Source organism: Streptococcus oralis (assembly GCF_019929345.1).
GTDB lineage: Bacteria > Bacillota > Bacilli > Lactobacillales > Streptococcaceae > Streptococcus.
In genome coordinates, this window is sequence record NZ_JAHZPJ010000003.1 from 144,397 (window position 1) to 166,704 (window position 22,308).

At 41.6% G+C, this 22,308-nt stretch carries 25 protein-coding genes; 19 read left to right on the forward strand and 6 right to left on the reverse strand.

Going from position 1 to position 22,308, the window contains the following annotated elements; all coding sequences use genetic code 11:
* Positions 1-17 precede the first annotated feature (17 nt).
* The 16 genes from fabG to K1I97_RS03935 all read left to right on the forward strand — a co-directional run bounded on the left by fabG (position 18) and on the right by K1I97_RS03935 (position 11,388).
* Positions 18-749 carry a 3-oxoacyl-[acyl-carrier-protein] reductase gene (gene fabG, locus K1I97_RS03860; RefSeq protein ID WP_001177612.1) on the forward strand — a complete coding sequence of 244 codons (732 nt, stop codon included), beginning with the start codon at positions 18-20 and terminating at the stop codon, positions 747-749.
* Positions 750-777: 28 nt separating this feature from the next.
* Positions 778-2,013, forward strand: a complete 1,236-nt coding sequence (gene fabF, locus K1I97_RS03865; RefSeq protein ID WP_000774052.1) for a beta-ketoacyl-ACP synthase II — start codon at positions 778-780, stop codon at positions 2,011-2,013.
* A gap of 2 nt (positions 2,014-2,015) precedes the next feature.
* Positions 2,016-2,504: an acetyl-CoA carboxylase biotin carboxyl carrier protein gene (gene accB / locus K1I97_RS03870; RefSeq protein ID WP_223331351.1), complete on the forward strand. Its 489-nt coding sequence runs from the start codon at positions 2,016-2,018 to the stop codon at positions 2,502-2,504.
* Entirely contained in the window at positions 2,501-2,923 is a 423-nt protein-coding gene (gene fabZ / locus K1I97_RS03875) for a 3-hydroxyacyl-ACP dehydratase FabZ (protein WP_000565515.1), read from the forward strand. The genes accB and fabZ overlap by 4 nt, the downstream gene beginning before the upstream one ends.
* 11 nt (positions 2,924-2,934) lie before the next feature.
* Positions 2,935-4,302, forward strand: coding sequence for an acetyl-CoA carboxylase biotin carboxylase subunit (gene accC, locus K1I97_RS03880; RefSeq protein WP_223331352.1), 1,368 nt, complete (start codon positions 2,935-2,937; stop codon positions 4,300-4,302).
* A gap of 35 nt (positions 4,303-4,337) precedes the next feature.
* On the forward strand, positions 4,338-5,204 hold the full coding sequence (accD, locus tag K1I97_RS03885; protein WP_223331353.1) for an acetyl-CoA carboxylase, carboxyltransferase subunit beta: 867 nt from the start codon (positions 4,338-4,340) through the stop codon (positions 5,202-5,204).
* Complete coding sequence (locus K1I97_RS03890) at positions 5,201-5,968, forward strand: acetyl-CoA carboxylase carboxyl transferase subunit alpha (protein ID WP_223331354.1); 768 nt, start codon at positions 5,201-5,203, stop codon at positions 5,966-5,968. Before accD ends, K1I97_RS03890 begins: the two co-directional genes overlap by 4 nt.
* 151 nt (positions 5,969-6,119) lie before the next feature.
* Positions 6,120-6,521 (forward strand): hypothetical protein, encoded by a 402-nt coding sequence (locus K1I97_RS03895; protein ID WP_223331355.1) that lies wholly within the window; start codon positions 6,120-6,122, stop codon positions 6,519-6,521.
* Between the two features lie 69 nt (positions 6,522-6,590).
* Positions 6,591-7,013: a hypothetical protein gene (locus K1I97_RS03900; protein WP_223331356.1), complete on the forward strand. Its 423-nt coding sequence runs from the start codon at positions 6,591-6,593 to the stop codon at positions 7,011-7,013.
* 69 nt (positions 7,014-7,082) lie between these two features.
* Positions 7,083-7,505, forward strand: coding sequence for a hypothetical protein (locus K1I97_RS03905; protein WP_223331357.1), 423 nt, complete (start codon positions 7,083-7,085; stop codon positions 7,503-7,505).
* A 66-nt stretch (positions 7,506-7,571) separates the two neighbouring features.
* The gene (locus tag K1I97_RS03910) at positions 7,572-7,973 is read left to right on the forward strand and encodes a hypothetical protein (RefSeq protein WP_223331358.1); all 402 of its coding nucleotides are present in this window, start codon (positions 7,572-7,574) and stop codon (positions 7,971-7,973) included.
* Positions 7,974-8,113: 140 nt separating this feature from the next.
* Complete coding sequence (locus tag K1I97_RS03915) at positions 8,114-8,515, forward strand: hypothetical protein (RefSeq protein WP_223331359.1); 402 nt, start codon at positions 8,114-8,116, stop codon at positions 8,513-8,515.
* A 140-nt stretch (positions 8,516-8,655) separates the two neighbouring features.
* A complete protein-coding gene (locus tag K1I97_RS03920; protein WP_223331361.1) occupies positions 8,656-9,057 on the forward strand; it encodes a hypothetical protein in 402 nt (133 codons plus the stop codon).
* A complete protein-coding gene (locus tag K1I97_RS03925; protein ID WP_223331363.1) occupies positions 9,050-10,771 on the forward strand; it encodes a cutinase family protein in 1,722 nt (573 codons plus the stop codon). Before K1I97_RS03920 ends, K1I97_RS03925 begins: the two co-directional genes overlap by 8 nt.
* A complete protein-coding gene (locus K1I97_RS03930; protein ID WP_223331364.1) occupies positions 10,752-11,066 on the forward strand; it encodes a hypothetical protein in 315 nt (104 codons plus the stop codon). The genes K1I97_RS03925 and K1I97_RS03930 overlap by 20 nt, the downstream gene beginning before the upstream one ends.
* Positions 11,067-11,079: 13 nt before the next feature.
* On the forward strand, positions 11,080-11,388 hold the full coding sequence (locus K1I97_RS03935) for a hypothetical protein (protein WP_223331366.1): 309 nt from the start codon (positions 11,080-11,082) through the stop codon (positions 11,386-11,388).
* A 249-nt stretch (positions 11,389-11,637) separates the two neighbouring features.
* Here the strand turns inward: K1I97_RS03935 and nusB are convergent, their stop codons facing one another.
* The 6 genes from nusB to gatC form a co-directional block, all read right to left on the reverse strand.
* Positions 11,638-12,060, reverse strand: a complete 423-nt coding sequence (gene nusB, locus K1I97_RS03940; RefSeq protein ID WP_223331367.1) for a transcription antitermination factor NusB — start codon at positions 12,058-12,060, stop codon at positions 11,638-11,640.
* Complete coding sequence (locus K1I97_RS03945; protein ID WP_000510584.1) at positions 12,053-12,442, reverse strand: Asp23/Gls24 family envelope stress response protein; 390 nt, start codon at positions 12,440-12,442, stop codon at positions 12,053-12,055. Before K1I97_RS03945 ends, nusB begins: the two co-directional genes overlap by 8 nt.
* Positions 12,443-12,463: 21 nt before the next feature.
* A complete protein-coding gene (gene efp, locus K1I97_RS03950; RefSeq protein WP_000568642.1) occupies positions 12,464-13,024 on the reverse strand; it encodes an elongation factor P in 561 nt (186 codons plus the stop codon).
* Between the two features lie 129 nt (positions 13,025-13,153).
* Positions 13,154-14,596 carry an Asp-tRNA(Asn)/Glu-tRNA(Gln) amidotransferase subunit GatB gene (gene gatB / locus K1I97_RS03955; RefSeq protein WP_223331369.1) on the reverse strand — a complete coding sequence of 481 codons (1,443 nt, stop codon included), beginning with the start codon at positions 14,594-14,596 and terminating at the stop codon, positions 13,154-13,156.
* Positions 14,596-16,062 (reverse strand): Asp-tRNA(Asn)/Glu-tRNA(Gln) amidotransferase subunit GatA, encoded by a 1,467-nt coding sequence (gene gatA / locus K1I97_RS03960; protein WP_223331371.1) that lies wholly within the window; start codon positions 16,060-16,062, stop codon positions 14,596-14,598. The genes gatB and gatA overlap by 1 nt, the downstream gene beginning before the upstream one ends.
* Entirely contained in the window at positions 16,062-16,364 is a 303-nt protein-coding gene (gene gatC / locus K1I97_RS03965; RefSeq protein ID WP_223331372.1) for an Asp-tRNA(Asn)/Glu-tRNA(Gln) amidotransferase subunit GatC, read from the reverse strand. The genes gatA and gatC overlap by 1 nt, the downstream gene beginning before the upstream one ends.
* A gap of 165 nt (positions 16,365-16,529) precedes the next feature.
* Between gatC and K1I97_RS03970 the strand changes: the two genes are divergently transcribed.
* The 3 genes from K1I97_RS03970 to K1I97_RS03980 all read left to right on the forward strand — a co-directional run.
* Complete coding sequence (locus tag K1I97_RS03970; protein WP_223331373.1) at positions 16,530-17,222, forward strand: YwaF family protein; 693 nt, start codon at positions 16,530-16,532, stop codon at positions 17,220-17,222.
* A 143-nt stretch (positions 17,223-17,365) separates the two neighbouring features.
* Entirely contained in the window at positions 17,366-18,910 is a 1,545-nt protein-coding gene (locus K1I97_RS03975; RefSeq protein WP_223331374.1) for a peptide chain release factor 3, read from the forward strand.
* Positions 18,911-19,609: 699 nt separating this feature from the next.
* Positions 19,610-22,308: accessory Sec-dependent serine-rich glycoprotein adhesin (locus tag K1I97_RS03980; RefSeq protein ID WP_223351602.1), on the forward strand; the 2,699-nt coding region annotated here is incomplete at its 3' end.

Sequence of the window (22,308 nt, forward strand, 5' to 3'; positions counted from 1 at the left end):
GAAACAGGAGAGATAGAATGCAACTTACAAACAAAAATGTCTTTGTAACAGGTTCAAGTCGTGGTATCGGACTTGCCATTGCTCACAAATTTGCCCAACTAGGCGCTAATGTAGTTTTGAATAGTCGAGGAGCAATCTCAGAAGAATTGCTGGCTGAGTTTTCAAACTATGGTGTCAAAGTAGTACCGATTTCAGGTGATGTTTCAGACTTTGCAGACGCAAAACGTATGGTAGATCAAGCGATTGCAGAACTCGGTTCTGTCGATGTCTTGGTCAACAATGCTGGGATCACTCAAGATACGCTTATGCTCAAGATGACCGAAGAAGACTTTGAAAAAGTGATTAAGATCAACTTGACAGGTGCTTTCAACATGACGCAAGCAGTCTTGAAACAGATGATCAAGGCACGTGAAGGTGCGATTATCAACATGTCTAGTGTGGTCGGTTTGATGGGAAATATCGGACAAGCCAACTATGCAGCTTCTAAAGCAGGTTTGATTGGTTTTACCAAGTCAGTAGCACGTGAAGTTGCCAATCGTAATGTGCGCGTAAATGCTCTTGCACCAGGGATGATTGAGTCAGATATGACTGCTGTTTTATCTGATAAGGTCAAGGAAGCGACATTGGCCCAAATCCCAATGAAACATTTTGGTCAAGCAGAACATATCGCAGATGCAACAGTGTTTCTGGCTGGACAAGATTATTTGACTGGACAAGTTCTCGCCGTTGATGGTGGACTTAGCATGTAAAAAATAAGGAAAGATATAGGTAAGACAGATGAAACTAAATCGAGTTGTAGTAACAGGTTACGGATTGACCTCTCCTATCGGAAATACTCCAGAAGAATTTTGGAACAGTTTGCAAACTGGGAAGATTGGAATTGGAGAAATCACTAAGTTTGACCACAGCGAATTTGCTGTGCACAATGCGGCAGAAGTTCAAGATTTCCCATTTGATAAATACTTTGTCAAAAAAGATACCAACCGTTTTGACAACTATTCTTTGTATGCCTTGTATGCTGCTCAAGAAGCGGTGACAAATGCAAATCTTGATGTAGAAGCAATCGATAAAGATCGCTTTGGTGTCATCGTGGCTTCTGGTATTGGGGGAATTAAAGAAATCGAAGATCAGGTTATCCGTCTTCATGAAAAAGGTCCAAAACGCGTTAAACCAATGACACTTCCAAAAGCCTTGCCAAATATGGCTTCAGGAAATGTTGCCATGCGTTTCGGAGCAAACGGTATCTGTAAATCAATCAATACAGCCTGTGCCTCATCAAATGATGCCATTGGGGATGCCTTTCGCTCTATCAAGTTTGGTTTCCAAGATGTTATGTTAGTTGGTGGATCAGAATCATCTATCACTCCATTTGCCATTGCTGGTTTCCAAGCTTTGACTGCCCTATCAACTACAGAAGATCCAACTCGTGCTTCTATCCCATTTGACAAAGATCGTAATGGTTTTGTGATGGGAGAAGGTTCAGGTATGTTGGTTCTTGAAAGTCTTGAACATGCTGAAAAACGTGGCGCAACTATCTTGGCTGAAGTAGTTGGCTACGGTAATACCTGTGATGCTTACCATATGACTTCACCTCATCCAGAGGGTCAAGGTGCGATTAAGGCCATGAAGTTGGCTTTGGAAGAAGCAGAAATTTCTCCAGAGCAAGTGGCTTACGTCAATGCCCACGGAACTTCAACTCCTGCTAATGAAAAAGGAGAAAGTGGTGCTATCGTTGCTGTTCTTGGTAAAGAAGTACCTGTATCTTCAACTAAGTCCTTCACAGGACACTTGCTTGGTGCTGCAGGGGCAGTAGAAGCCATCGCTACCATCGAAGCCATGCGTCATAACTATGTACCAATGACAGCTGGAACAAGCGAGTTGTCAGACTATATCGAAGCGAATGTCGTTTATGGACAAGGCTTGGAGCAAGAAATCCCTTATGCTATTTCAAATACTTTTGGTTTTGGTGGACACAATGCGGTTCTTGCTTTCAAACGTTGGGAGAATAAATAATTATGAATTTAAATGAGATCAAGGACTTGATGGGTCAATTTGACCAATCAAGTTTGAGAGAATTTTCTTATAAAAATGGAACGGACGAATTGCAGTTTAGTAAGAATGAAGCAAGAATGGCTTCTGAAGCACCAGCTCAAGTTGCTCCAGTGCCAACTGCAGTAGCTGCAAGTCCAGTAGTTTCTGCCCCTTCAACTCCAGTAGAGAGTGCAGTGGAAGAAGCTCCAGTACCAGCTGAAACGACGGTTGCTCCAGAGGGTGATGTCGTTGAAAGTCCACTTGTAGGGGTGGCTTACTTGGCCGCTGGACCAGATAAACCTGCCTTTGTCACAGTTGGAGACAGTGTTAAAAAAGGTCAGACTTTGGTGATCATTGAAGCCATGAAAGTCATGAATGAAATCCCTGCACCTAAAGATGGCGTGGTGACAGAAATTCTCGTTTCAAATGAAGAAATGGTTGAGTTCGGTAAAGGATTGGTACGCATCAAATGATCGATATTCAAGGAATCAAAGAAGCTCTACCCCATCGCTACCCTATGCTCCTAGTGGACCGTGTCTTGGAAGTGAGCGAGGATACTATTGTTGCCATTAAAAATGTCACCATCAACGAACCTTTCTTCAATGGTCATTTTCCTCAATACCCAGTCATGCCTGGTGTTCTTATCATGGAAGCCTTGGCCCAGACTGCTGGTGTCTTGGAATTGTCCAAACCTGAAAATAAAGGGAAACTGGTCTTCTATGCTGGCATGGACAAGGTTAAGTTCAAGAAGCAAGTTGTACCAGGTGACCAATTAGTCATGACGGCTACTTTTGTTAAACGTCGTGGTACGATTGCTGTGGTTGAAGCAAAGGCTGAAGTAGATGGTAAGCTTGCAGCGAGTGGTACTCTTACCTTTGCAATTGGAAACTAAGGAGGTTCTCCATGTTTCGTAAAATTTTGATTGCCAACCGTGGTGAGATTGCGGTTCGCATTATTCGAGCTGCGCGTGAATTGGGCATTGCGACCGTAGCAGTTTATTCAACTGCTGATAAGGAAGCTCTTCACACACTCCTAGCGGATGAAGCTATCTGTATCGGACCTGGTAAAGCGACAGAGTCTTATCTCAATATTAATGCGATTTTATCTGCTGCAGTCTTGACAGAAGCAGAAGCCATCCACCCAGGTTTTGGTTTTCTTAGCGAAAACTCCAAGTTTGCAACGATGTGTGATGAAGTGGGGATTAAGTTTATCGGCCCTTCTGGCGCTGTAATGGATACCATGGGAGATAAGATCAATGCACGTGAGCAAATGATCAAGGCTGGGGTTCCAGTTATCCCAGGATCTGATGGTGAAGTTCACACGGCTGAAGAAGCACTTGCAGTTGCAGAAAAAATTGGCTATCCAGTCATGCTAAAGGCATCGGCAGGTGGTGGTGGAAAAGGAATTCGTAAGGTTGAAAAGGCAGAAGACTTGGTCGCAGCCTTTGAAACAGCATCCAGTGAAGCCAAGGCCAACTTTGGAAATGGCGCTATGTATCTTGAGCGTGTGATTTATCCAGCTCGTCATATCGAAGTTCAGATTCTTGCGGACCAAGAGGGTCATGTTGTCCATCTTGGTGAACGGGATTGTTCACTCCAACGGAATAACCAAAAGGTCTTAGAAGAAAGTCCGTCTATTGCGATTGGCAAAACCCTTCGTCATGAAATTGGTGCTGCAGCCGTTCGTGCAGCAGAGTCTGTTGGCTATGAAAATGCAGGTACGATTGAATTTCTTCTCGATGAAGCGAGTGGCAATTTCTACTTCATGGAAATGAATACTCGTGTGCAAGTTGAACACCCAGTCACAGAGTTTGTTTCAGGTGTTGATATCGTGAAGGAACAGATTCGCATTGCTGCCGGGCAACCTTTACCTTTCAAACAAGAAGATATTGTCCTACGAGGTCATGCTATCGAGTGCAGGATTAATGCGGAAAATCCAGGATTTAACTTTGCTCCAAGCCCAGGGAAAATTACTAATCTCTATCTACCAAGTGGTGGAGTTGGCTTGCGCGTGGACTCAGCAGTTTATCCAGGCTACACCATTCCTCCTTACTATGACAGTATGATTGCTAAAATCATTGTTCATGGGGAGAATCGTTTTGATGCTCTTATGAAGATGCAACGGGCACTTTATGAACTTGATATTGAAGGAGTGCAAACCAATGCAGACTTCCAGTTGGATCTGATTTCAGACCGCCGAGTTATCGCTGGTGACTACGATACTTCCTTCTTGATGGAAACTTTCTTGCCAAAATACCAAGAAAAAGAATAGACTTTTAAATAGTATGAGAACTAAAAGGGGGAGCTATGGCTCTATTTAGTAAAAAGGATAAGTATATTCGGATCAATCCTAACCGTTCCGTAAGGCAGAAACCACAAGTCAAGCCTGAGGTTCCGGATGAACTCTTCTCCCAGTGTCCTGGTTGTAAACACACCATTTACCAAAAGGATCTTGGGAGCGAACGAATTTGTCCCCATTGTAGCTATACTTTCCGTATTTCAGCTCAGGAACGCTTGGCTTTGACGATTGATTCTGACAGCTTTGTGGAGATGTTTACGGGTATTGAAACTCAAGATCCATTAAACTTTCCTGGCTACCAGAAAAAACTTGCAACAATGCGTGAAAAGACAGGTTTGGATGAAGCAGTACTAACTGGTACAGCTAGTATCAAGGGACAAAAAGTTGCCCTTGGAATCATGGACTCTAACTTTATCATGGCTTCTATGGGAACTGTTGTGGGTGAAAAAATCACGCGCTTGTTTGAGTATGCAACGCTAGAAAACTTGCCAGTCGTTCTCTTCACAGCTTCTGGTGGAGCCCGTATGCAAGAAGGAATCATGAGCTTGATGCAGATGGCTAAGATTTCTGCGGCAGTTCAACGTCATTCCAAGGCAGGACTTTTTTACCTAACTATTTTAACCGATCCGACAACAGGTGGGGTGACTGCTTCTTTTGCTATGGAAGGTGATATTATCCTAGCAGAGCCCCAGAGTTTGGTTGGTTTTGCTGGGCGTCGTGTTATCGAAAATACAGTTCGAGAGACCTTACCGGATGACTTCCAAAAGGCAGAATTTCTGCTTGAACATGGATTTGTTGATGCAATTGTCAAACGTAGAGAACTACCAGAAACAATTGCTAAATTAGTAAGATTGCATGGAGGAAGTCGCGGATGAATATTGCAAAAATAGTCAGAGAGGCACGCGAGCAGAGTCGCTTGACCGCACTTGATTTTGCCAATGGAATCTTTGACGAGTTTATCGAATTGCATGGAGACCGCTCTTTCCGTGATGATGGTGCGGTCATCGGTGGAATTGGCTGGTTAGGTGACCAAGCAGTAACTGTCGTTGGTATCCAAAAGGGGAAGAGTCTTCATGACAACCTCAAACGAAATTTTGGGCAACCTCATCCAGAAGGCTATCGTAAGGCTCTTCGCCTGATGAAACAGGCAGAAAAGTTTGGCCGTCCAGTTGTGACTTTTATCAATACGGCGGGTGCTTACCCAGGTGTTGGAGCCGAGGAACGTGGACAAGGTGAAGCAATTGCTCGAAACCTGATGGAAATGAGTGACTTCAAGGTTCCAATCATCGCGATTATTATCGGTGAAGGTGGATCTGGTGGGGCCCTAGCTCTAGCCGTAGCTAACCGTGTCTGGATGTTAGAAAACTCAATCTACGCCGTACTCAGCCCTGAAGGATTTGCCTCTATCCTTTGGAAAGATGGAAGTCGTGCTATGGAAGCAGCGGAATTGATGAAAATCACTTCACATGAACTCCTAGAAATGGGAATCGTGGACAAGGTAATCTCAGAAGCAGGGCTGTCAAGTAAAGAACTGCTAGGATGCGTTAAAAATGAATTGCGTGTAGAACTAGATAGATTGCAAGAACTACCACTCGACCAACTTATCGAAGAACGTTACCAACGCTTTAGAAAATACTAAGAAAATTTAAAAGCTAGAACATTTTGTTCTAGCTTTTTTGATAACCGTGTTTAGATGAAAAAAACGTATAAATAAGGTAAAATGATGACAACGGGTTAACAGTAGTGTTTTTAGTAGTAGAAATAGAAAGTTTCTTATTAGGAGAGAAAGAATGAAAAAACGTACCTTACTTTGGCTCATTTTAGCACTTGTAATTTTTGGAGGAGGCGCATGGATTGCACAAGAGACAAATCTATTCGGAGGAATAACTCTGAGCCCACGAGCCAAGCAGTTGGATTATCTGAAGGAGCATGAAGAAGAGATTGTAAAATTCGTAAAGTCTAAAAATTCAAAGATTGAATCTGTTCAGATTGCTTGGGATGAAACTAAGTGGGAAAAAGTTGGGAATGGAACCCCTCAAGGGGGAGGCGAAATTGTAAATGTATATGGAAGTTTTAATCACATTGAGTCCTCCTCTTGGAATGTTACTTTTGATATTGAGAATGATAAAATTATTCCTAATTCAATGGCTTTAGCCAATTATTTACGAGTGGGGGGAAGGATTTTTGACTAATAGCAATTTAAAAACCTTTGATAATTTTTATGCAAATTTAGCTCAGTCAGCTTAATTAGGAGAATAATCATGAAAAAACGTACCTTGCTTTGGCTCATTTTAGCACTTGTAATTTTTGGAGGAGGCGCATGGATTGCACAAGAGACAAATCTATTTGGAGGAGCATTTCTTAGTCCACGAGCTAAGCAGTTGGCTTATTTGAAGGAGCACGAGGAAGAGATGACGAATTTTATAAAGGCTAGAAATCCTAAAGTCGAAAGTGTTCAATTTGATTGGGATAGCATGGAAGTTGGTCAGATAGGAAATGGTACTCCTCAAGGTGGGGGATATATTATAACATTGGATGGAAAAATAAATAACAATGAGGATACTGAATTTACAATTGGTTTCCCTATAGAATATAATAGCAATAGTATTCCCAATATTAAGAGAATTTCTGAAATGCAACCAATAAGAATTTTGAAAGGAAATTTATGGGATCTTTATGAGTAATAGTAATTTAAGAATCCTTGCTAACTTTTATGCAAATTTAGTACAGTCGGCTTAATTAGGAGGAAAAAGATGAAAAAACGTACTTTACTTTGGCTCATTTTAGCCCTTGTAGCATTTGGAGGAGGCGCATGGATGGCGCAGGAAACAAATCTATTCGGAGGAATAACTCTGAGCCCACGAGCTAAGCAGTTGGCTTATTTGAAGGAGCATGAAGAAGAAATTGTAAAATTCGTAAAGTCTAAAAATTCAAAGATTGAATCTGTTCAGATGGATTGGAATAGTTTAACTGTTGAACAGGTAGGGAATGGAACTCCACAAGGCGGAGGTTATAATCTATCAGTGAAGGGTTCTTTTAATTATATAAAGGATTCTGACTTTACAATAGATTTTCGATTAAAAACTAAAAATGATGTACCTTCAATAGAACGGATTGGCATGTACAATCCCCCTAGAGTGTTAAAAAATGGAGGTTGGAACAAGTATGACGGATAGTAATTTAAAAGATTATAACAACTTTTATGCGGATTTAGCACAGTCAGCTTATTTAGGAGGATAATCATGAAAAAACGTACTTTACTTTGGCTGGTTTTAGCCCTTGTAGTATTTGGAGGAGGAGCATGGATGGCGCAGAAAACAAATCTATTCGGAGGAATAACTCTGAGTCCACGAGCTAAGCAGTTGGCCTATCTGAAGGAGCATGAAGAAGAGATTAAGGAGTTTGTAAAATCTTTAAATCCTAAAGTCGAATCGGTTCAGATTGATTGGGATGAAACTAAGTGGGAAAAAGTTGGAAATGGAACTCCACAAGGTGGGGGCAATGTTGTAATAGTTGGAGGAGGTTTTAATAGTATAGAGGGTTCAACTTGGCAAGTTATTTTTGAAATCGAGGATGGACGGGTTGCTTTTGATACTATGATGCAAGGCAGTCCATTGCGAGTAGGAGGAAGGATTTTTGACTAACAGCAATTTAAAAACCTTTGATAATTTTTATGCGAATTGAATATTGTTCATTCCCTATTGACTTCGAATATTTGTGATAAGTATTTTTTTTTACATTCATGATATAATAGGTTTAGAATCCACGTTTAAGGAGGATAATCATGAAAAAACGTACTTTACTTTGGCTAATTTTAGCCCTTGTAGTATTTGGAGGAGGAGCATGGATGGCGCAGAAAACAAATCTATTTGGAGGAGCATTTCTTAGTCCACGAGCCAAGCAGTTGGCATATCTGAAGGAGCACGAAGAGGAGATTAAGGAGTTTGTAAAATCTTTAAATCCTAAAGTCGAATCGGTTCAAATAGATTGGAAACAGACACAATGGGATAAGATAGGAAATGGTACACCTCAAGGAGGAGGCGATATTGTTCAGGTTTATGGAGGATTTAATAATATATCAAACTCAAGCTGGAGTGTTATTATTAAGATTACAGATGGAAAAATTTTAATTAATTCTACCGGAATTGGTAGTCCGTTGCGTATTGGGGGTAAACTGCTTGACTAATAGTAATTTAAAAAATTTTGATAATTTTTATGCGGATTTAACATCATTCATTCCCTGTTGACTTACAATACTTGCCATAAGTATTTTTTTTTACATTCATGATATAATAGGTTTAGAATCCACGTTTAAGGAGGATAATCATGAAAAAACGTACTTTACTTTGGCTGGTTTTAGCCCTTGTAATTTTTGGAGGAGGCGCATGGATGGCACAAGAAACAAATTTATTTGGAGGAATAACTCTGAGTCCGCGAGCTAAGCAGTTGGCTTATTTGAAAGAGCATGAAGAAGAAATTAAGGATTTTGTAAAATCTCAAAATGCAAAGATAGAATCGGTTCAAATTGATTGGAAACAGACACAATGGGATAAGATAGGAAATGGTACGCCTCAAGGAGGTGGAGAGATTATTGACATCTATGGAACATTCAATAACATTGAAAATTCTGGTTGGCATGTAATGATAAGTGTAGAAGATGGAAAAATTAATTTAACCTCTATGACATTAGTTAATGGTCTAGGTATTGGAGGGAAAAAATTTGAGTAATAGCAATTTAAAAAGTTTTGATAATTTTTATGCGGATTTGGCTCAGGCGGCCTATAGGGGAAGACCCGTTCTTTTTCCTTATGAAAAATTAAGAAAAGATGAAAAAGGAGCCTTAGATTCTGGTGATTCTCTACAATTTGACTTTTCTCAAGACGCTCAATCTTACAACGAAATTACAAAAAAATTGGAAATCACCCCTGGAGGTAAAAACCTTCCTCATGATGGTAAAGTCTACTTGCAGCCGGATCCTGAGTTACATACTATAGAAGATACGATGGATCTCCAGCTTCCTAATCTTAATGGAGGATATCGTCAAGAAAAATATGTACGCAAACGCTATCAAAAAGGACTCTTAACGGATGAGAGAGCTGGTTTTAATGCCTACTACTTAACGGATACGCCTACCTTGACTAATGATACTACGAAAACCTATATGGCTATCCGCGGCAGTGATGCCATCAGTTTGGAAAATTTGAACGACTGGGTTGAGAACGATGCTCAGTTTGCGCTCAATCATATCCATACGCCGCAAGCCAAGTTAGCGACAGTAGGAATGAAAACGAAAATCGCAGAGATGCGCGAAAAAGCTCCGCAAGCTACGATGGACATTACAGGTCATTCCCTAGGAACCATTGTCTCTGCGCAAGGGGTAGCTGGCCTCACTGATGAAGAACTGGAGAAAATCGGAAAAGTAGTTCTTTTTGACGGTCCAGACACGACAAAGAGTTTAAAGAAAATGGGCCTCAGTGATGAGAAAATCCAAAAGATTAGCGAAAAGATAGAGTATTATGTCAATCCTTTTGATATCGTGGGTATGCTTAATCGTGAGCATACCATCACTAAATTACCTGGGGACTCCGATGAATCCCTCAAGAAACCCGTCGGTAAAGTCAATGTCCTGGTCCCCTTGCATTATACCCAGATTACTGATCCGGAAAGCTCCCATGACTTTGGTGTTTTCCAATCGGATGGAAAGGGAAATTTATTGACTGCGTCTGAGGATTTTCACCCGGAATTGCTCAGGGCAGGTGAAAAGTTGGCTCGACTGATAGCGACAACGTTGGATTCTCTCAGGGCTTTAGGAGTTGATGAAAATGTAGCCTCAAATGTTTTAAATTCCATTATGAGAGGTGAGTTTAAAATAAAGGCAGCTATTGGTTATTCAGTTTACGAGAATTTTACAACTGAATATAGTAAAATCGTCGAAGAAGCTCGTCAGGAATCTATAAAGTGGGATCGAGAAGCTATTCCTCGTTATCAGGAACAACTGAGAAATGGCAATCTTACAGGAGAAAAGAGAATCTTGGTTCGAGCTCAGTTGCTTCAGACAGCAGCCCAGTTGGCAAATTTTGACATGGAAAATAAAGTAAAATCTGTGAAAACCTTACTTTCAGATGCTAAGGAAGATATTCAAAACATGATAAAAGAAACAAGACAGACAGCCTTTGACATGGTTGGATATTTGTCAAGTTCAGAAGTTACAAATCTACTTTCTGGTTTTGATACAACAAGCTTTTGGGATGAAGGCGTAGAAAGTGACACGAAGACTGCAGCAACATACTTCCTGACACAAATCGAGCAACTAGGGGAAAGTCTGGTTAAAGCTAGTGGCTCCTTTGAGACTATAGATACAGATAGAGCTGAAGATTTTAATAATCTATTGGCAGATGTAAAACAAACATGGAGGGGAAAAAATGTTAGTCCTAACGGATGAGGATACTTTAATTACAAGAGAGCAACTCGACAGAGGCTTCAAGGAAAGAATGAAGGAACAAGAACGCCAAGCAGTCAGGACCTTGGTAACTGCAAAAGAGTTGTCAATCCTTGCTAAAGGAGCTGAGTTGGCTAAAAAGTTGCAAGAAGCAGCCGCAGATATGCAAGACTACGCTTCTAAGACCTATGTGAACAATATTAAGGGGGGATTTGAGGGGAAAGCTGCAGATGCCGCCGAAACTTACTTGACACAGACCTTGCAAACACCTACTTTACAGAGTCCGATCAAAAGCTAGGAGAAAACTAGTCATGGATAAAAAGGAACTTCAGAAATTAGAGGATGAGCACAATCGTAAATTACGAGACTTAGAGCGTTTGGAGATGGATTTGGATGATGATTTCCACAAGTTTAGCAGGGAGACGGATCATCTCCTAGAGGCGCTTTCCTATGCATGTAGAGACAGTAGTTTTGCTGAAATTCAACCTTATATCTTTGAGATAGAGAACAATTTAGACAGCTATCATCAACTGTATAAGAATCGTATAGAGAATGTGCTGGAAGCTCGACACCAAGAGAATAAAAACTTTTATCGAAAGTTAGAAGAAAAGGATCTATAACAAATATACCCTATAAAAGAAGGGTATATTTGTTATAGATTTTTATTATAGATAAAAAAGAAGTAATTATACAATAAAAGTAGATAATTTAATTCTTCTTACTAGTTTTTAGATGTAAGTAGGACTTTTTTTTAAAAATATTTTTAGAAAAATGAATATTAAACTTGTAATATTATATCTATTACCACTTTTTTAGATAGTGGGAGGCAAAGAAAAAAGTGTTTGATGTCTGTCAAACACTTTTTCTATTTACTGTTCTTCTGTTACAAACTGGCTGAGCAGTCCATTGATAAAGCGGGCAGACTTTTGATCTGAGAAGTCCTTTGCAAGCTCGATAGCTTCGTTAACAGCAACCAATTGAGGGGTATCAAATGAAGTGATTTCAAAGACACCCAAGCGAAGGAGGTTTCTCTCAACGAGCGTTAAGCGTTCAATGGTCCAACCTGCTTTTAAATGCTGTGTGATTTGCTTGTCTAGTTCTCCCTTTTTAGCTTGAACACCAGAAACTAGCTCTGTCAAAAAGGCTGGAAGTTGCACATCCGTATCTTCACGATCATGAGTATAGGCGAAACGACAAGCAGTTTCGACGTCTGTATCAAACTCCAGACTCATAAGGGCTTGAAAGGCGCACTTACGGAGCTCACGTCTAGATTCTAATAGTGGACTAGTCATTGAGGAAGTCCTCGTCAAACAGATCTTTCAATTCTGGTTTTGGTGTTTTATCTGGAACGATACCTGCAACGTGGATATTGATAGCAGCGAGCTCTACATCAGCCATATTGCGGACAGCATCTTTGACAGCTTTCTGGATAGCAACAGCTACCTTAGGAACTTTTACTCCGTATTCAAGGTAGAGATAGATATCTGCTGTGAGTTCTTCGTCCACGTTTTTAAGATAAACGCCACGGCCGAGAGAAAGTTTTGAAAGGGTGTCAGATACTGATTTGTTTGAAAAAGAGTGAACACCCTCTACTTTTGCTGTAGCAATAGCAATGATTTTTTCAAGTACACGTGGGGCGATAACGATTTCACCAAGTTGTTCTTCAATTCCCATAGAATGACCTCTTTCTAGAGATTAGGCACGAGAAACGTAAGTTCCTTCTGCAGTGTTGATAACGAGTTTTTGTCCTGCTTCGATGAAGTCTGGAACGTTTACGACAAGTCCAGTTTCCATTGTTGCTGGCTTACCAGAACCTGTAACAGTAGCACCTTTGATAGATGGTTGAGTTTCTGCAACTGTCAATTCAACAGTAGTAGGAACGGTTACACCGATCACTTCAGTTCCGTAGAATTGGATCTTCACTTCTGAGTTTTCAAGGATGTAAAGCAATTCGTTTTCAACATTGACTACAGGGATTTCGTATTGGTCGTAAGTTTCTGTATTCATGAAGTAAGCAGTGTCATCCATTTTGTACAAGTATTGAGCTGGAACAGTCTCGATGATGGCTTGTTCAAATTTTTCCTCTGGACGATAGCTTGTGTCAAATGTAGAACCAGTACGGACATCACGCAATTTCATACGCATGATCGTGTTTCCTTTACCTGGTTTGTGGTGGCTAGCCTCCAAAACGCGAATCAATTTTCCGTCAGCTGTTTCAAAGGTCATACCAGCCTTTAATTTACTTGCTTCAATCATGTTTTTACCTCTTTAATAAATATTATTACTATTCATTTTACCATAAAATATTCTGGAAATAAAGCCAAAATAGTTATTGGGAGCTGGTAGAGAAGAAAAAAACCAACCTCAGGGCTGGTTTTTTTCTGTCTAGTTTTCTTTCAACTTCGCCAATTCCTGGGCAAGCAGTTTAAGGGCAACTTGTGGGTTGGCTTGGCCTTTGGTTGCCTTCATGAGGAATCCTGTGAAAGCCTTGTCTGCGTTGCGTTTGCCTGACTTGAAGTCGGCGACAGCGGCTTCGTTATCGGCAAAAACTTGGTGGATGATTGGAATCAAGATAGCTGGATCTGAGATTTGCACCAAGCCTGCTTTTTCCACGTATTCACGCGCACCGCCACCATTTTTAGCCAAATGCACAAAGACTTTCTTGGCAATCTTAGAAGAGATAGTGCCGTCCTCGATGATGGCAATCATTTCAACCAAGTTTTCTGGTGTTAACTCGATTTGTTCCAGTGTTTTGCCTTCGGCGTTCAAGAATTGAGCGACTTCACCTTGGAGCCAGTTTGAGACTTGCTTGGCATCGCCACCGAGGGCAACAGCTGATTCAAAGAAGTCAGAAGTGACTTTGTTTGCCGTCAACTGGCTGGCGTCGTAGTCTGACAAGCCAAGGTCGGCAACATAGCGCGCACGTCTTTCTTTTGGAAACTCTGGTAACTCTGTACGCATCTCCTCAATCCACTCGTCTGAGATTTCAAAAAGTGGTAGGTCTGGTTCTGGGAAGTAGCGGTAGTCTGCAGCCCCTTCCTTGACACGCATGAGGATGGTTGCCTTGTTGGCTTCATCATAACGGCGTGTTTCTTGGCGAATTTGACCACCTGAACGAAGGATTTCAGCTTGACGCTGGACTTCGTATTCAAGCCCTTTACGGACATTGGAGAAGGAGTTGAGGTTCTTCAACTCTGTCTTGATACCGAATTTCTCTTGACCATAAGGACGAAGCGAGATGTTGGCATCCACGCGCATAGAACCTTCTTCCATCTTAACGTCAGAAATGCCAGCGTACTGGATAACTTCCTTGAGGGCTGTCAAATAAGCATAGGCTTCTTCAGGGGAACGCATGTCGGCTTCAGATACAATCTCAATCAAGGGCACCCCTTGGCGGTTGAGGTCAACATAAGAGTAGCCATCTGTACCGTGGGTGTTTTTACCAGCGTCTTCTTCTAGGTGGGCACGCTCGATACCGATTTTCTTAGTTGTACCGTCTTCTAGCTCCACTTCAATCCAGCCGTTGTAGCCGATTGGCTCATCAAACTGAGAAATTTGGTAGGCTTTGGGATTGTCGGGATAGAAGTAGTTCTTGCGGTCAAAGTGCATCTTTTTGTGGATGTCCATGTTGAGGGCAAGAGCTGCCTTGATACCGGCATCAACAACACCTTTATTGAGAACTGGCAGTACACCTGGGAAAGACCAGTCAATGACGTTGGTATTGGCATTTTGGTCATTTCCAAAGTGGGCAGAAGTAGGTGAGAAGATTTTTGAATTGGTGTTGAGCTCTACGTGGACTTCAAGTCCAATAACTGTTTCAAAGTTCATTAGTTGTCACCTCCAAAAATCACAGGTTGTTGTTTGTGGTAGTCTGTTGTTGCTTCAAAGGCAGCAGCAGCTTGGTAAATGGTTTCCTCAGAGTACTTAGGACCGATCAATTGGAGACCGACTGGTAGTCCTTGAGCAAATCCAGCAGGAATCGAAATTCCTGGGAGACCAGCCAAGTTGACTGGGATGGTCAAAAGGTCAGCCAAGTACATGGCAACTGGATCGTGGTTGAGCGAGTCCAAGTCATAGGCAACGCTTGGTGCAGTTGGTCCCAAAATCAAGTCATAATCCGCAAAGACTTTTTCAAAATCTTGGATGATGAGGGTACGGACCTGACCAGCCTTCTTATAGTAGGCATCGTAGTAACCTGATGAAAGGCTGAAAGTACCCAGCATGATACGGCGTTTCACTTCTTCACCGAATCCTTGGCTACGACTGTTTACATAGATTTCATCAAGATTCGTCGCATCCTCTGCGCGGTAGCCGTAACGGATACCGTCAAAACGTTGCAAGTTTGAGGATGCTTCTGATGAAGCGATAATGTAGTAAACTGCGACACCGTATTTTGAGTGGGGAAGGCTGACTTCTTCAATGATAGCACCAAGTTTTTCAAAGTGTTTGGCTGCGTTCAGAATGGTTTCTTTAACTTCTGGGTCAATTCCTTCACCGAGGTATTCCTTAGGCAAAGCGATTTTCATGCCCTTGATGTCTTGACCAATTTTTGAAGTAAAGTCGGCAATGCGGACAGGAGCAGAAGTAGAGTCTTTAGCATCTTCGCTGGCAATCGCGTTAAGCAAGAGGGCATTTTCCTTAACAGTTGGTGCGAAAGGTCCAATCTGGTCTAGCGAGCTACCAAAGGCAATGAGACCGAAACGTGAAACTGTTCCGTAGGTAGGTTTGAGACCAACGATCCCGTTGAAGGCAGCAGGTTGGCGGATGGAACCACCAGTATCAGAACCAAGTGACAAGCGGACTTGGCCTGAAGCTACAGCTGCAGCAGAACCACTTGATGAACCACCAGGAACCTTGGTCTGGTCCCAAGCATTTTTAGTCGCTCCGTAGTGGGAAGTTTCACCTGATCCCCCCATGGCAAATTCGTCCATGTTGGTTTTTCCGACAACAATCATACCCTTAGATTTTGCATTGGTGACAGCTGTCGCATCAAAGATAGGCTCGTAGTTGTAGAGCATTTTAGAGGCTGCAGTTGTGAGAATACCGTCAGTAGAGATGTTATCCTTAACAGCCAGCGGAATTCCTGAAAGGACATTGTCCGCGTCAATTCCTGCTTCATCAATGGCCTTAGCTTGAGCAAGAGCTTGCTCCTCAGCGATGGTGACAAAAGCGTTGATAGCTGTCTCGCGAGACTTAATATCTTCAAGTGTAGCTTGGGTCAATTCAGTTGCTGAAATCTCCTTAGAGACAAGAAGATTGTGCAAGTCTTCAATAGTTTTGTTATTAAAAGTCATTAGGCATCTCCTCCATCATCTAGGATCGCTGGTACCTTGATATAGTAGTTTTCTTTTTCAGGTACGTTTTTAAACAAGAGATCGCGATCTGTTCCTTCTTCGGCCACATCAGGGCGGAGTACGGTCTTGCGGTCAGCCATGGTCGTAGTAGGTGCGACACCAGTAGTGTTGACTTCGCCTAGCAACTCAACCATGTCAACAATTTTAGACAAGGTTGTCGCAAAGGCAGCAGTTTCTTCTTCAGAGAATCTTAATTTTGAAAGATTGGCAACGTGTGTTACCTCTTCTTGCGTAATTTTCATCTTGCATCCTTTCGTGAAATGATGATTTTTAGTCTGTTCTATTTTACCATATTTTCCTATAAATAAGGGAGCCAAACTGAAAAGAAATAGAAATTGAAAAATCGCTTTTAATTCGCTATAATGGTTAAACTAGAGAATAGAAAAAATAAGAGTTAGGATAAAAAAATGTTCCATCAATTTATCACCAGATCTCAAACTGTTCCTCCTCCCATTTCGCTTTTTTGGTATGGGATCATGATGCTTCTCTTAGTACTTTGTATTTATGGAGCACTTGCTTATCACAATAATCCGAAATTTGTCCGCTTGTTTAAGGGGATTCAGATCCTCCAGTTACTAGCTCTATATAGCTGGTATGTTAGCTTTGGGATTCCATTTTCTAATAGCCTTCCATTTTACCATTGCCGTTTGGCTATGTTTGCAGTGGTTTTCTTACCAGATAAATGGCGGAGCAAGCAATATTTTGCCCTCTTAGGAGCAAGTGGAGCGGTCTTTGCCTTGGTTTACCCGGTTTTTGATCCCTATGATTTTCCCCATATTACCAGTTTTTCATTTTTGATTGGGCACTATGCCCTTTTGGTGAATTCCTTGGTTTACTTGATGAATCACTATGACAAGAGCCTACTCAAGAAATATATGATAGTAGCCTATACTTTTATCCTCAATCTCTTTTTAGTTGGGGTTAATCAGGTGACTGGTGGAAATTATGGTCTCTTAAGAGATACACCGTTTATCTCGAATGCTCCTCTATGGATAAAGTACCTCCTTGTGTCGGTCATCCTTTCACTGGCTCTTGTTTTCTTTGATATTTTGTTCAAAAAACGATGGAAAAAGAGAAAACAGATGAAATCTGTACTCTAGCTCGCCTTTTCATCGGATGAGCAATTGAAAAACTCCCCAAAATCCGATATAATGGAGAGTTGAAAGGAATGGTAAAATCCAATGTAAAAATCATTCTTAGCCATTGAAACAACTAAAAATAGAAAATCAAAGAAAGAGAACATATGACTATTCAAGAAGAAATCAAGAAACGCCGTACCTTTGCCATTATCTCTCACCCGGACGCCGGGAAAACAACCATCACTGAGCAGTTGCTCTACTTTGGGGGCGAGATTCGTGAGGCTGGTACCGTAAAAGGAAAGAAAACAGGGACTTTTGCTAAGTCTGACTGGATGGATATTGAGAAACAACGTGGGATTTCGGTTACTTCATCTGTTATGCAGTTTGACTACGACGGCAAACGAGTCAACATCCTAGACACACCAGGGCACGAGGACTTTTCAGAAGATACCTATCGTACCTTGATGGCGGTGGATGCTGCGGTTATGGTCGTGGACTCTGCCAAGGGTATCGAGGCTCAAACCAAGAAATTGTTTGAGGTTGTGAAACACCGTGGCATTCCAGTCTTTACCTTTATGAACAAGCTGGACCGTGACGGGCGTGAGCCACTGGATCTCTTGCAAGAACTAGAAGAAGTCCTAGGTATTGCGAGCTATCCAATGAACTGGCCAATAGGGATGGGGAAAGCCTTCGAAGGCTTGTATGACCTCTATAACCAACGCTTGGAGCTTTATAAAGGGGATGAACGCTTTGCCAGTCTGGAAGATGGGGACAAACTTTTTGGCAGCAATCCTTTCTATGCTCAGGTTAAGGACGATATCGAACTTTTGCAAGAAGCAGGAAATGAATTTTCAGAAGAAGCTATTTTAGCGGGTGAATTAACGCCTGTCTTCTTTGGTTCAGCTCTTACTAACTTTGGTGTGCAGACCTTCCTTGAAACTTTCTTGAAATTTGCTCCAGAGCCACATGGACACAAGAAAACAGATGGCGAAATTGTGGATCCTTATGACAAGGATTTCTCAGGGTTTGTCTTTAAAATCCAAGCCAACATGGACCCTCGTCACCGTGATCGTATCGCCTTTGTCCGTATCGTATCAGGTGAATTCGAGCGTGGAATGAGTGTCAATCTGCCTCGTACTGGGAAGAGTGCCAAACTGTCGAATGTCACTCAGTTTATGGCGGAAAGTCGTGAGAATGTGACCAATGCCGTGGCAGGTGATATTATCGGGGTTTATGATACAGGTACTTATCAAGTTGGGGATACGCTAACTGTTGGGAAAAACAAGTTTGAATTTGAACCACTGCCAACCTTTACTCCTGAGATTTTCATGAAAGTTTCTGCCAAGAACGTCATGAAACAAAAATCCTTCCACAAGGGGATTGAGCAATTGGTACAAGAGGGAGCCATCCAGCTTTATAAGAACTACCAAACAGGCGAGTACATGCTGGGCGCCGTAGGTCAACTCCAGTTTGAAGTCTTTAAGCACCGCATGGAAGGCGAGTACAATGCAGAAGTGGTCATGAGCCCAATGGGTAAAAAGACCGTTCGTTGGATCAAGCCTGAGGACTTGGATGAACGGATGTCATCAAGCCGCAATATCTTGGCCAAGGACCGTTTCGACCAACCAGTCTTCCTCTTTGAAAATGACTTTGCCCTCCGCTGGTTTGCGGATAAATATCCAGATGTTGAGTTGGAAGAGAAGATGTAACTCAGCAACAACAATTGGAACTAAAGTTCCTAATTGTTGGACGCTAGTCGCTATTTGGCGAACTAGCTAACTGCCTCACTAACTACGTTTGGCAAATAGAATCGATTTGCCAAACTCCGTGTCGTAGTGTAAAATCGGCTTACCGAAACGCTTCACTAGGAAAAATCCACGAATATTATCGATTCGTGGATTTTTCCGTCGTAACCACGTTTTACAAATGAAATCGATTTGCCAAACTCCGTGTTGTAGTATAATAATCGTTCTAGCAAGAAAATCCCACGAATTCAAATTATTCGTGGAATTTTTTATAATGAAGATAATTTAGTGAAAAAGTCTAACTTACATAGGGGATACAGTTACTTCCTCTAGGATGATTTTGTTGTTCAATTATCCGAAAATGATATTTCTCCTCAGTTTGGAGTTGAAATCACGTGCCTTTTATAAATGTCGTTTAGGCTCTTTTGTCTGAGGGAAAGCCACTTGATTCTTATTTTTCGATGAATAGTTGAACAGAATTTATTCCTAGATTGTGCTGGAGTTTCCATTTCTTGCTTTGCCGCACCTAGTTGGTGGGAAATAGGCCGATTTTCGTTTTTTTTTTCTAATCATAAATATTGAATTGTAGGTATGTTTAGGATATAATAAGGAGATAAAATTTTTTAGAAAGAAGAATTTCTTTTTTAGGTTAGGAGAGTGGACATGTTTTTTAGACGCCAACGAGGTGAATATAGAGAGACCGACCGCATCACAAGGTATAAATTAATCAAGTCGGGGAAACATTGGTTGCGGGCCTCAACTTCCCTATTTGGTCTGTTTAAAGTTATGCGTGGGGGTGTTGATGCTACGCAGGTAAAAACAGAATTAGTAGAAGATCAGGCAAGTCAAAAATTGACTGCCTTAGATTTGTTGAAAGGTGTAGCAGCAACTGGAACCATTTTGGGAGGTTTTGCAGCTACTCAGACGAGAGTATACGCTAATGATACTGTTGCAGTTGAAAAGACGGTAGAATCAAAGGATATCTTGGCTACAAGAAACACTGTGGTTCTGGGTGAGACATCAACGAGTGACTCAGAAACTTCTGCTAGCTTGTCTATTTCTGTGAGTGAAAGTACTTCGCTATCAGAATCTGTGTCTCATAGTTCGTCAGCTAGTGCTTCCGCCAGCACTTCTACTAGTCTTTCTGCCAGCACTTCATTCAGTGAGTCCATCAGTACTTCTGCTAGTGCCAGTCAATCAACAAGTGGATCGAATGTTTCCATAGTATCAAGTCTGTCTGTTGAACAGAGCGCATCGACGCCAGCAATTGAACAGCAGTCTTCTACTTCAAAAGAAGCAAAGAACCTTGAAATTGATTCAGCTGCATTAAAAACAACTGAAATTACTGGTAAGAATAGTGTCAGTGCAGTTCAATCAACTTCTGTAACAACTAGCTTGGTTGCGGCTGCAGCTGCTGCAATAGCATCATCAGAAGTTACAGCTAAACAACAAGATGAAAACCGTAAGAAGCTGACCAACCTTTCAGCTGAGATAGGTGAGTATCTAGCAAAAGCAGTTGATTTGCCAAATGCGGATTCAGCTCTTGTTAAGGCTAATGCAGCGCTAACAGAAATTGAAAAGGCCTTAGCTGATCCGACTAGCGATTTAACAACAGTAGTGCAAAAAGCTACTTTAGCACGTAATTCGATTATTAATGCTGTTTTGGCGACTAATTCTGGTGTACGCGATGTACGAAATGGGACAGTGATTACTAGAGGGGCACACCTACGTGCAGCTTCTAATCCACCTACAATCTCTATGCCATCTAATATCACAATTTATAATGATGAATCAGTTAATTACCAGATGAGGCTGAATGATGATAAAGGGATGGATAAAATCACGGCTTCCCCATCCAATGCTATTATTACAGGCTTAAATGCACCGGACTATCCAGCTACTAAGAAAAGGGGATATGGGGATCTATATACCTATGATAAATGGGGAAATCAAACAGGTGCTCAAAGAACATACACTATTAACGTAATAGGGACAGTGGGTCGTGAAAACGGAACTTGGAAACCCTATAAACCTGGTACCTATGTTCTGGAGTACACAGTAAGAGATATTCATGGCCTGACTGCGACAGCACGTACGAATGTCCATATCAAGGGCTTCAACGAACGCCACAACCCAGTTAGTGGGGATACTGTTATTGTTAAGAATCCCTCTTCTTTGACTCTAAGTGAACGCAATCAGGTACTTGAAAAATTTAAAGAAAAAAACCAGTCGCTTTTATCTGGTAGTGATTTTACGAAAGATGGCGTAACCGGAACGATTTCGGTAGCTGAAAATGGGAATATTACCATTACCTACCGTGATAATACTACAGCTGTTATCCCAGCTAATGTGGATGCTGTTCCAGTTCCAAGTGCGACGGTGACTCGTAACGGTCAAACTCTAACACCTGTAAACGGCAACTATATTGTGTACGTAGGAGATGATATTCAAATTAATTTCACTGCTACAGATAATAGCGGGCAATTATCAGAATTTAAGATCGTTTCAAATGAAGATGCAAATGGTTCAGCCCTTAAAAATAATTTCTTTGAAGATAATAAATATGGGACGGGAACTGTAGAGCATTTAACGGGGAATATCACAGCGACTACTGCTAGTCCAGCTCGCATTACAGTAAGAGCTCATTTGAATGATAATCTAGAGTACGATAAAAATGGTAGAAATAGTTGGCAACGTAATGCAGTAGCAACGGATAAGGCTGGGAATAAAAATAGTGCAGGAAATGCTTCGCCAGGTAATGTCCGTATTGTGCAAGGTAGGCTGACAGATATTATGGAAGGGGTAGCACCGACTGAAACCTTCCAAGTAGAGAATGTTTCTGAATTAAAACCTCAAGAAAAAACTCGTATATTGACGGCTGTTGAGAAACTAAACAATAAGCAGGAAAAACGTATTGATTCCTTTACTATTAGTAACAATGGAACAGTTACCATTATCTATAAAGATAAGACTACGGATACGTTCACTGTAAAACTTTCTGATAGTGAGTATAAGAGTAGCAGTACTTCAACTAGTCTAAGTCAAAGACAATCAACAAGCGCAAGTACGTCGGCAAGTGTGTCTGCCTCAACGAGTGCCTCAGTAAGTGCTTCAACAAGCGCATCCAAGTCAGCCTCGACGAGTGCTAGCCAAAGTGCTTCAACAAGCGCATCCAAGTCAGCCTCGACGAGTGCTAGCCAAAGTGCTTCAACAAGCGCATCCAAGTCAGCCTCGACGAGTGCTAGCCAAAGTGCTTCAACAAGCGCATCCAAGTCAGCCTCGACGAGTGCTAGCCAAAGTGCTTCAACAAGCGCATCCAAGTCAGCCTCGACGAGTGCTAGCCAAAGTGCTTCAACAAGCGC

Coding starts and splice junctions, on each gene's coding strand:
- fabG (WP_001177612.1), top strand. CDS start 18: ATGCAACTTACAAACAAAAATGTCTTTGTAACAGGTTCAAGTCGTGGT.
- fabF (WP_000774052.1), top strand. CDS start 778: ATGAAACTAAATCGAGTTGTAGTAACAGGTTACGGATTGACCTCTCCT.
- accB (WP_223331351.1), top strand. CDS start 2,016: ATGAATTTAAATGAGATCAAGGACTTGATGGGTCAATTTGACCAATCA.
- fabZ (WP_000565515.1), top strand. CDS start 2,501: ATGATCGATATTCAAGGAATCAAAGAAGCTCTACCCCATCGCTACCCT.
- accC (WP_223331352.1), top strand. CDS start 2,935: ATGTTTCGTAAAATTTTGATTGCCAACCGTGGTGAGATTGCGGTTCGC.
- accD (WP_223331353.1), top strand. CDS start 4,338: ATGGCTCTATTTAGTAAAAAGGATAAGTATATTCGGATCAATCCTAAC.
- K1I97_RS03890 (WP_223331354.1), top strand. CDS start 5,201: ATGAATATTGCAAAAATAGTCAGAGAGGCACGCGAGCAGAGTCGCTTG.
- K1I97_RS03895 (WP_223331355.1), top strand. CDS start 6,120: ATGAAAAAACGTACCTTACTTTGGCTCATTTTAGCACTTGTAATTTTT.
- K1I97_RS03900 (WP_223331356.1), top strand. CDS start 6,591: ATGAAAAAACGTACCTTGCTTTGGCTCATTTTAGCACTTGTAATTTTT.
- K1I97_RS03905 (WP_223331357.1), top strand. CDS start 7,083: ATGAAAAAACGTACTTTACTTTGGCTCATTTTAGCCCTTGTAGCATTT.
- K1I97_RS03910 (WP_223331358.1), top strand. CDS start 7,572: ATGAAAAAACGTACTTTACTTTGGCTGGTTTTAGCCCTTGTAGTATTT.
- K1I97_RS03915 (WP_223331359.1), top strand. CDS start 8,114: ATGAAAAAACGTACTTTACTTTGGCTAATTTTAGCCCTTGTAGTATTT.
- K1I97_RS03920 (WP_223331361.1), top strand. CDS start 8,656: ATGAAAAAACGTACTTTACTTTGGCTGGTTTTAGCCCTTGTAATTTTT.
- K1I97_RS03930 (WP_223331364.1), top strand. CDS start 10,752: ATGTTAGTCCTAACGGATGAGGATACTTTAATTACAAGAGAGCAACTC.
- K1I97_RS03935 (WP_223331366.1), top strand. CDS start 11,080: ATGGATAAAAAGGAACTTCAGAAATTAGAGGATGAGCACAATCGTAAA.
- nusB (WP_223331367.1), bottom strand. CDS start 12,060: ATGACTAGTCCACTATTAGAATCTAGACGTGAGCTCCGTAAGTGCGCC.
- K1I97_RS03945 (WP_000510584.1), bottom strand. CDS start 12,442: ATGGGAATTGAAGAACAACTTGGTGAAATCGTTATCGCCCCACGTGTA.
- efp (WP_000568642.1), bottom strand. CDS start 13,024: ATGATTGAAGCAAGTAAATTAAAGGCTGGTATGACCTTTGAAACAGCT.
- gatB (WP_223331369.1), bottom strand. CDS start 14,596: ATGAACTTTGAAACAGTTATTGGACTTGAAGTCCACGTAGAGCTCAAC.
- gatA (WP_223331371.1), bottom strand. CDS start 16,062: ATGACTTTTAATAACAAAACTATTGAAGACTTGCACAATCTTCTTGTC.
- gatC (WP_223331372.1), bottom strand. CDS start 16,364: ATGAAAATTACGCAAGAAGAGGTAACACACGTTGCCAATCTTTCAAAA.
- K1I97_RS03970 (WP_223331373.1), top strand. CDS start 16,530: ATGTTCCATCAATTTATCACCAGATCTCAAACTGTTCCTCCTCCCATT.
- K1I97_RS03975 (WP_223331374.1), top strand. CDS start 17,366: ATGACTATTCAAGAAGAAATCAAGAAACGCCGTACCTTTGCCATTATC.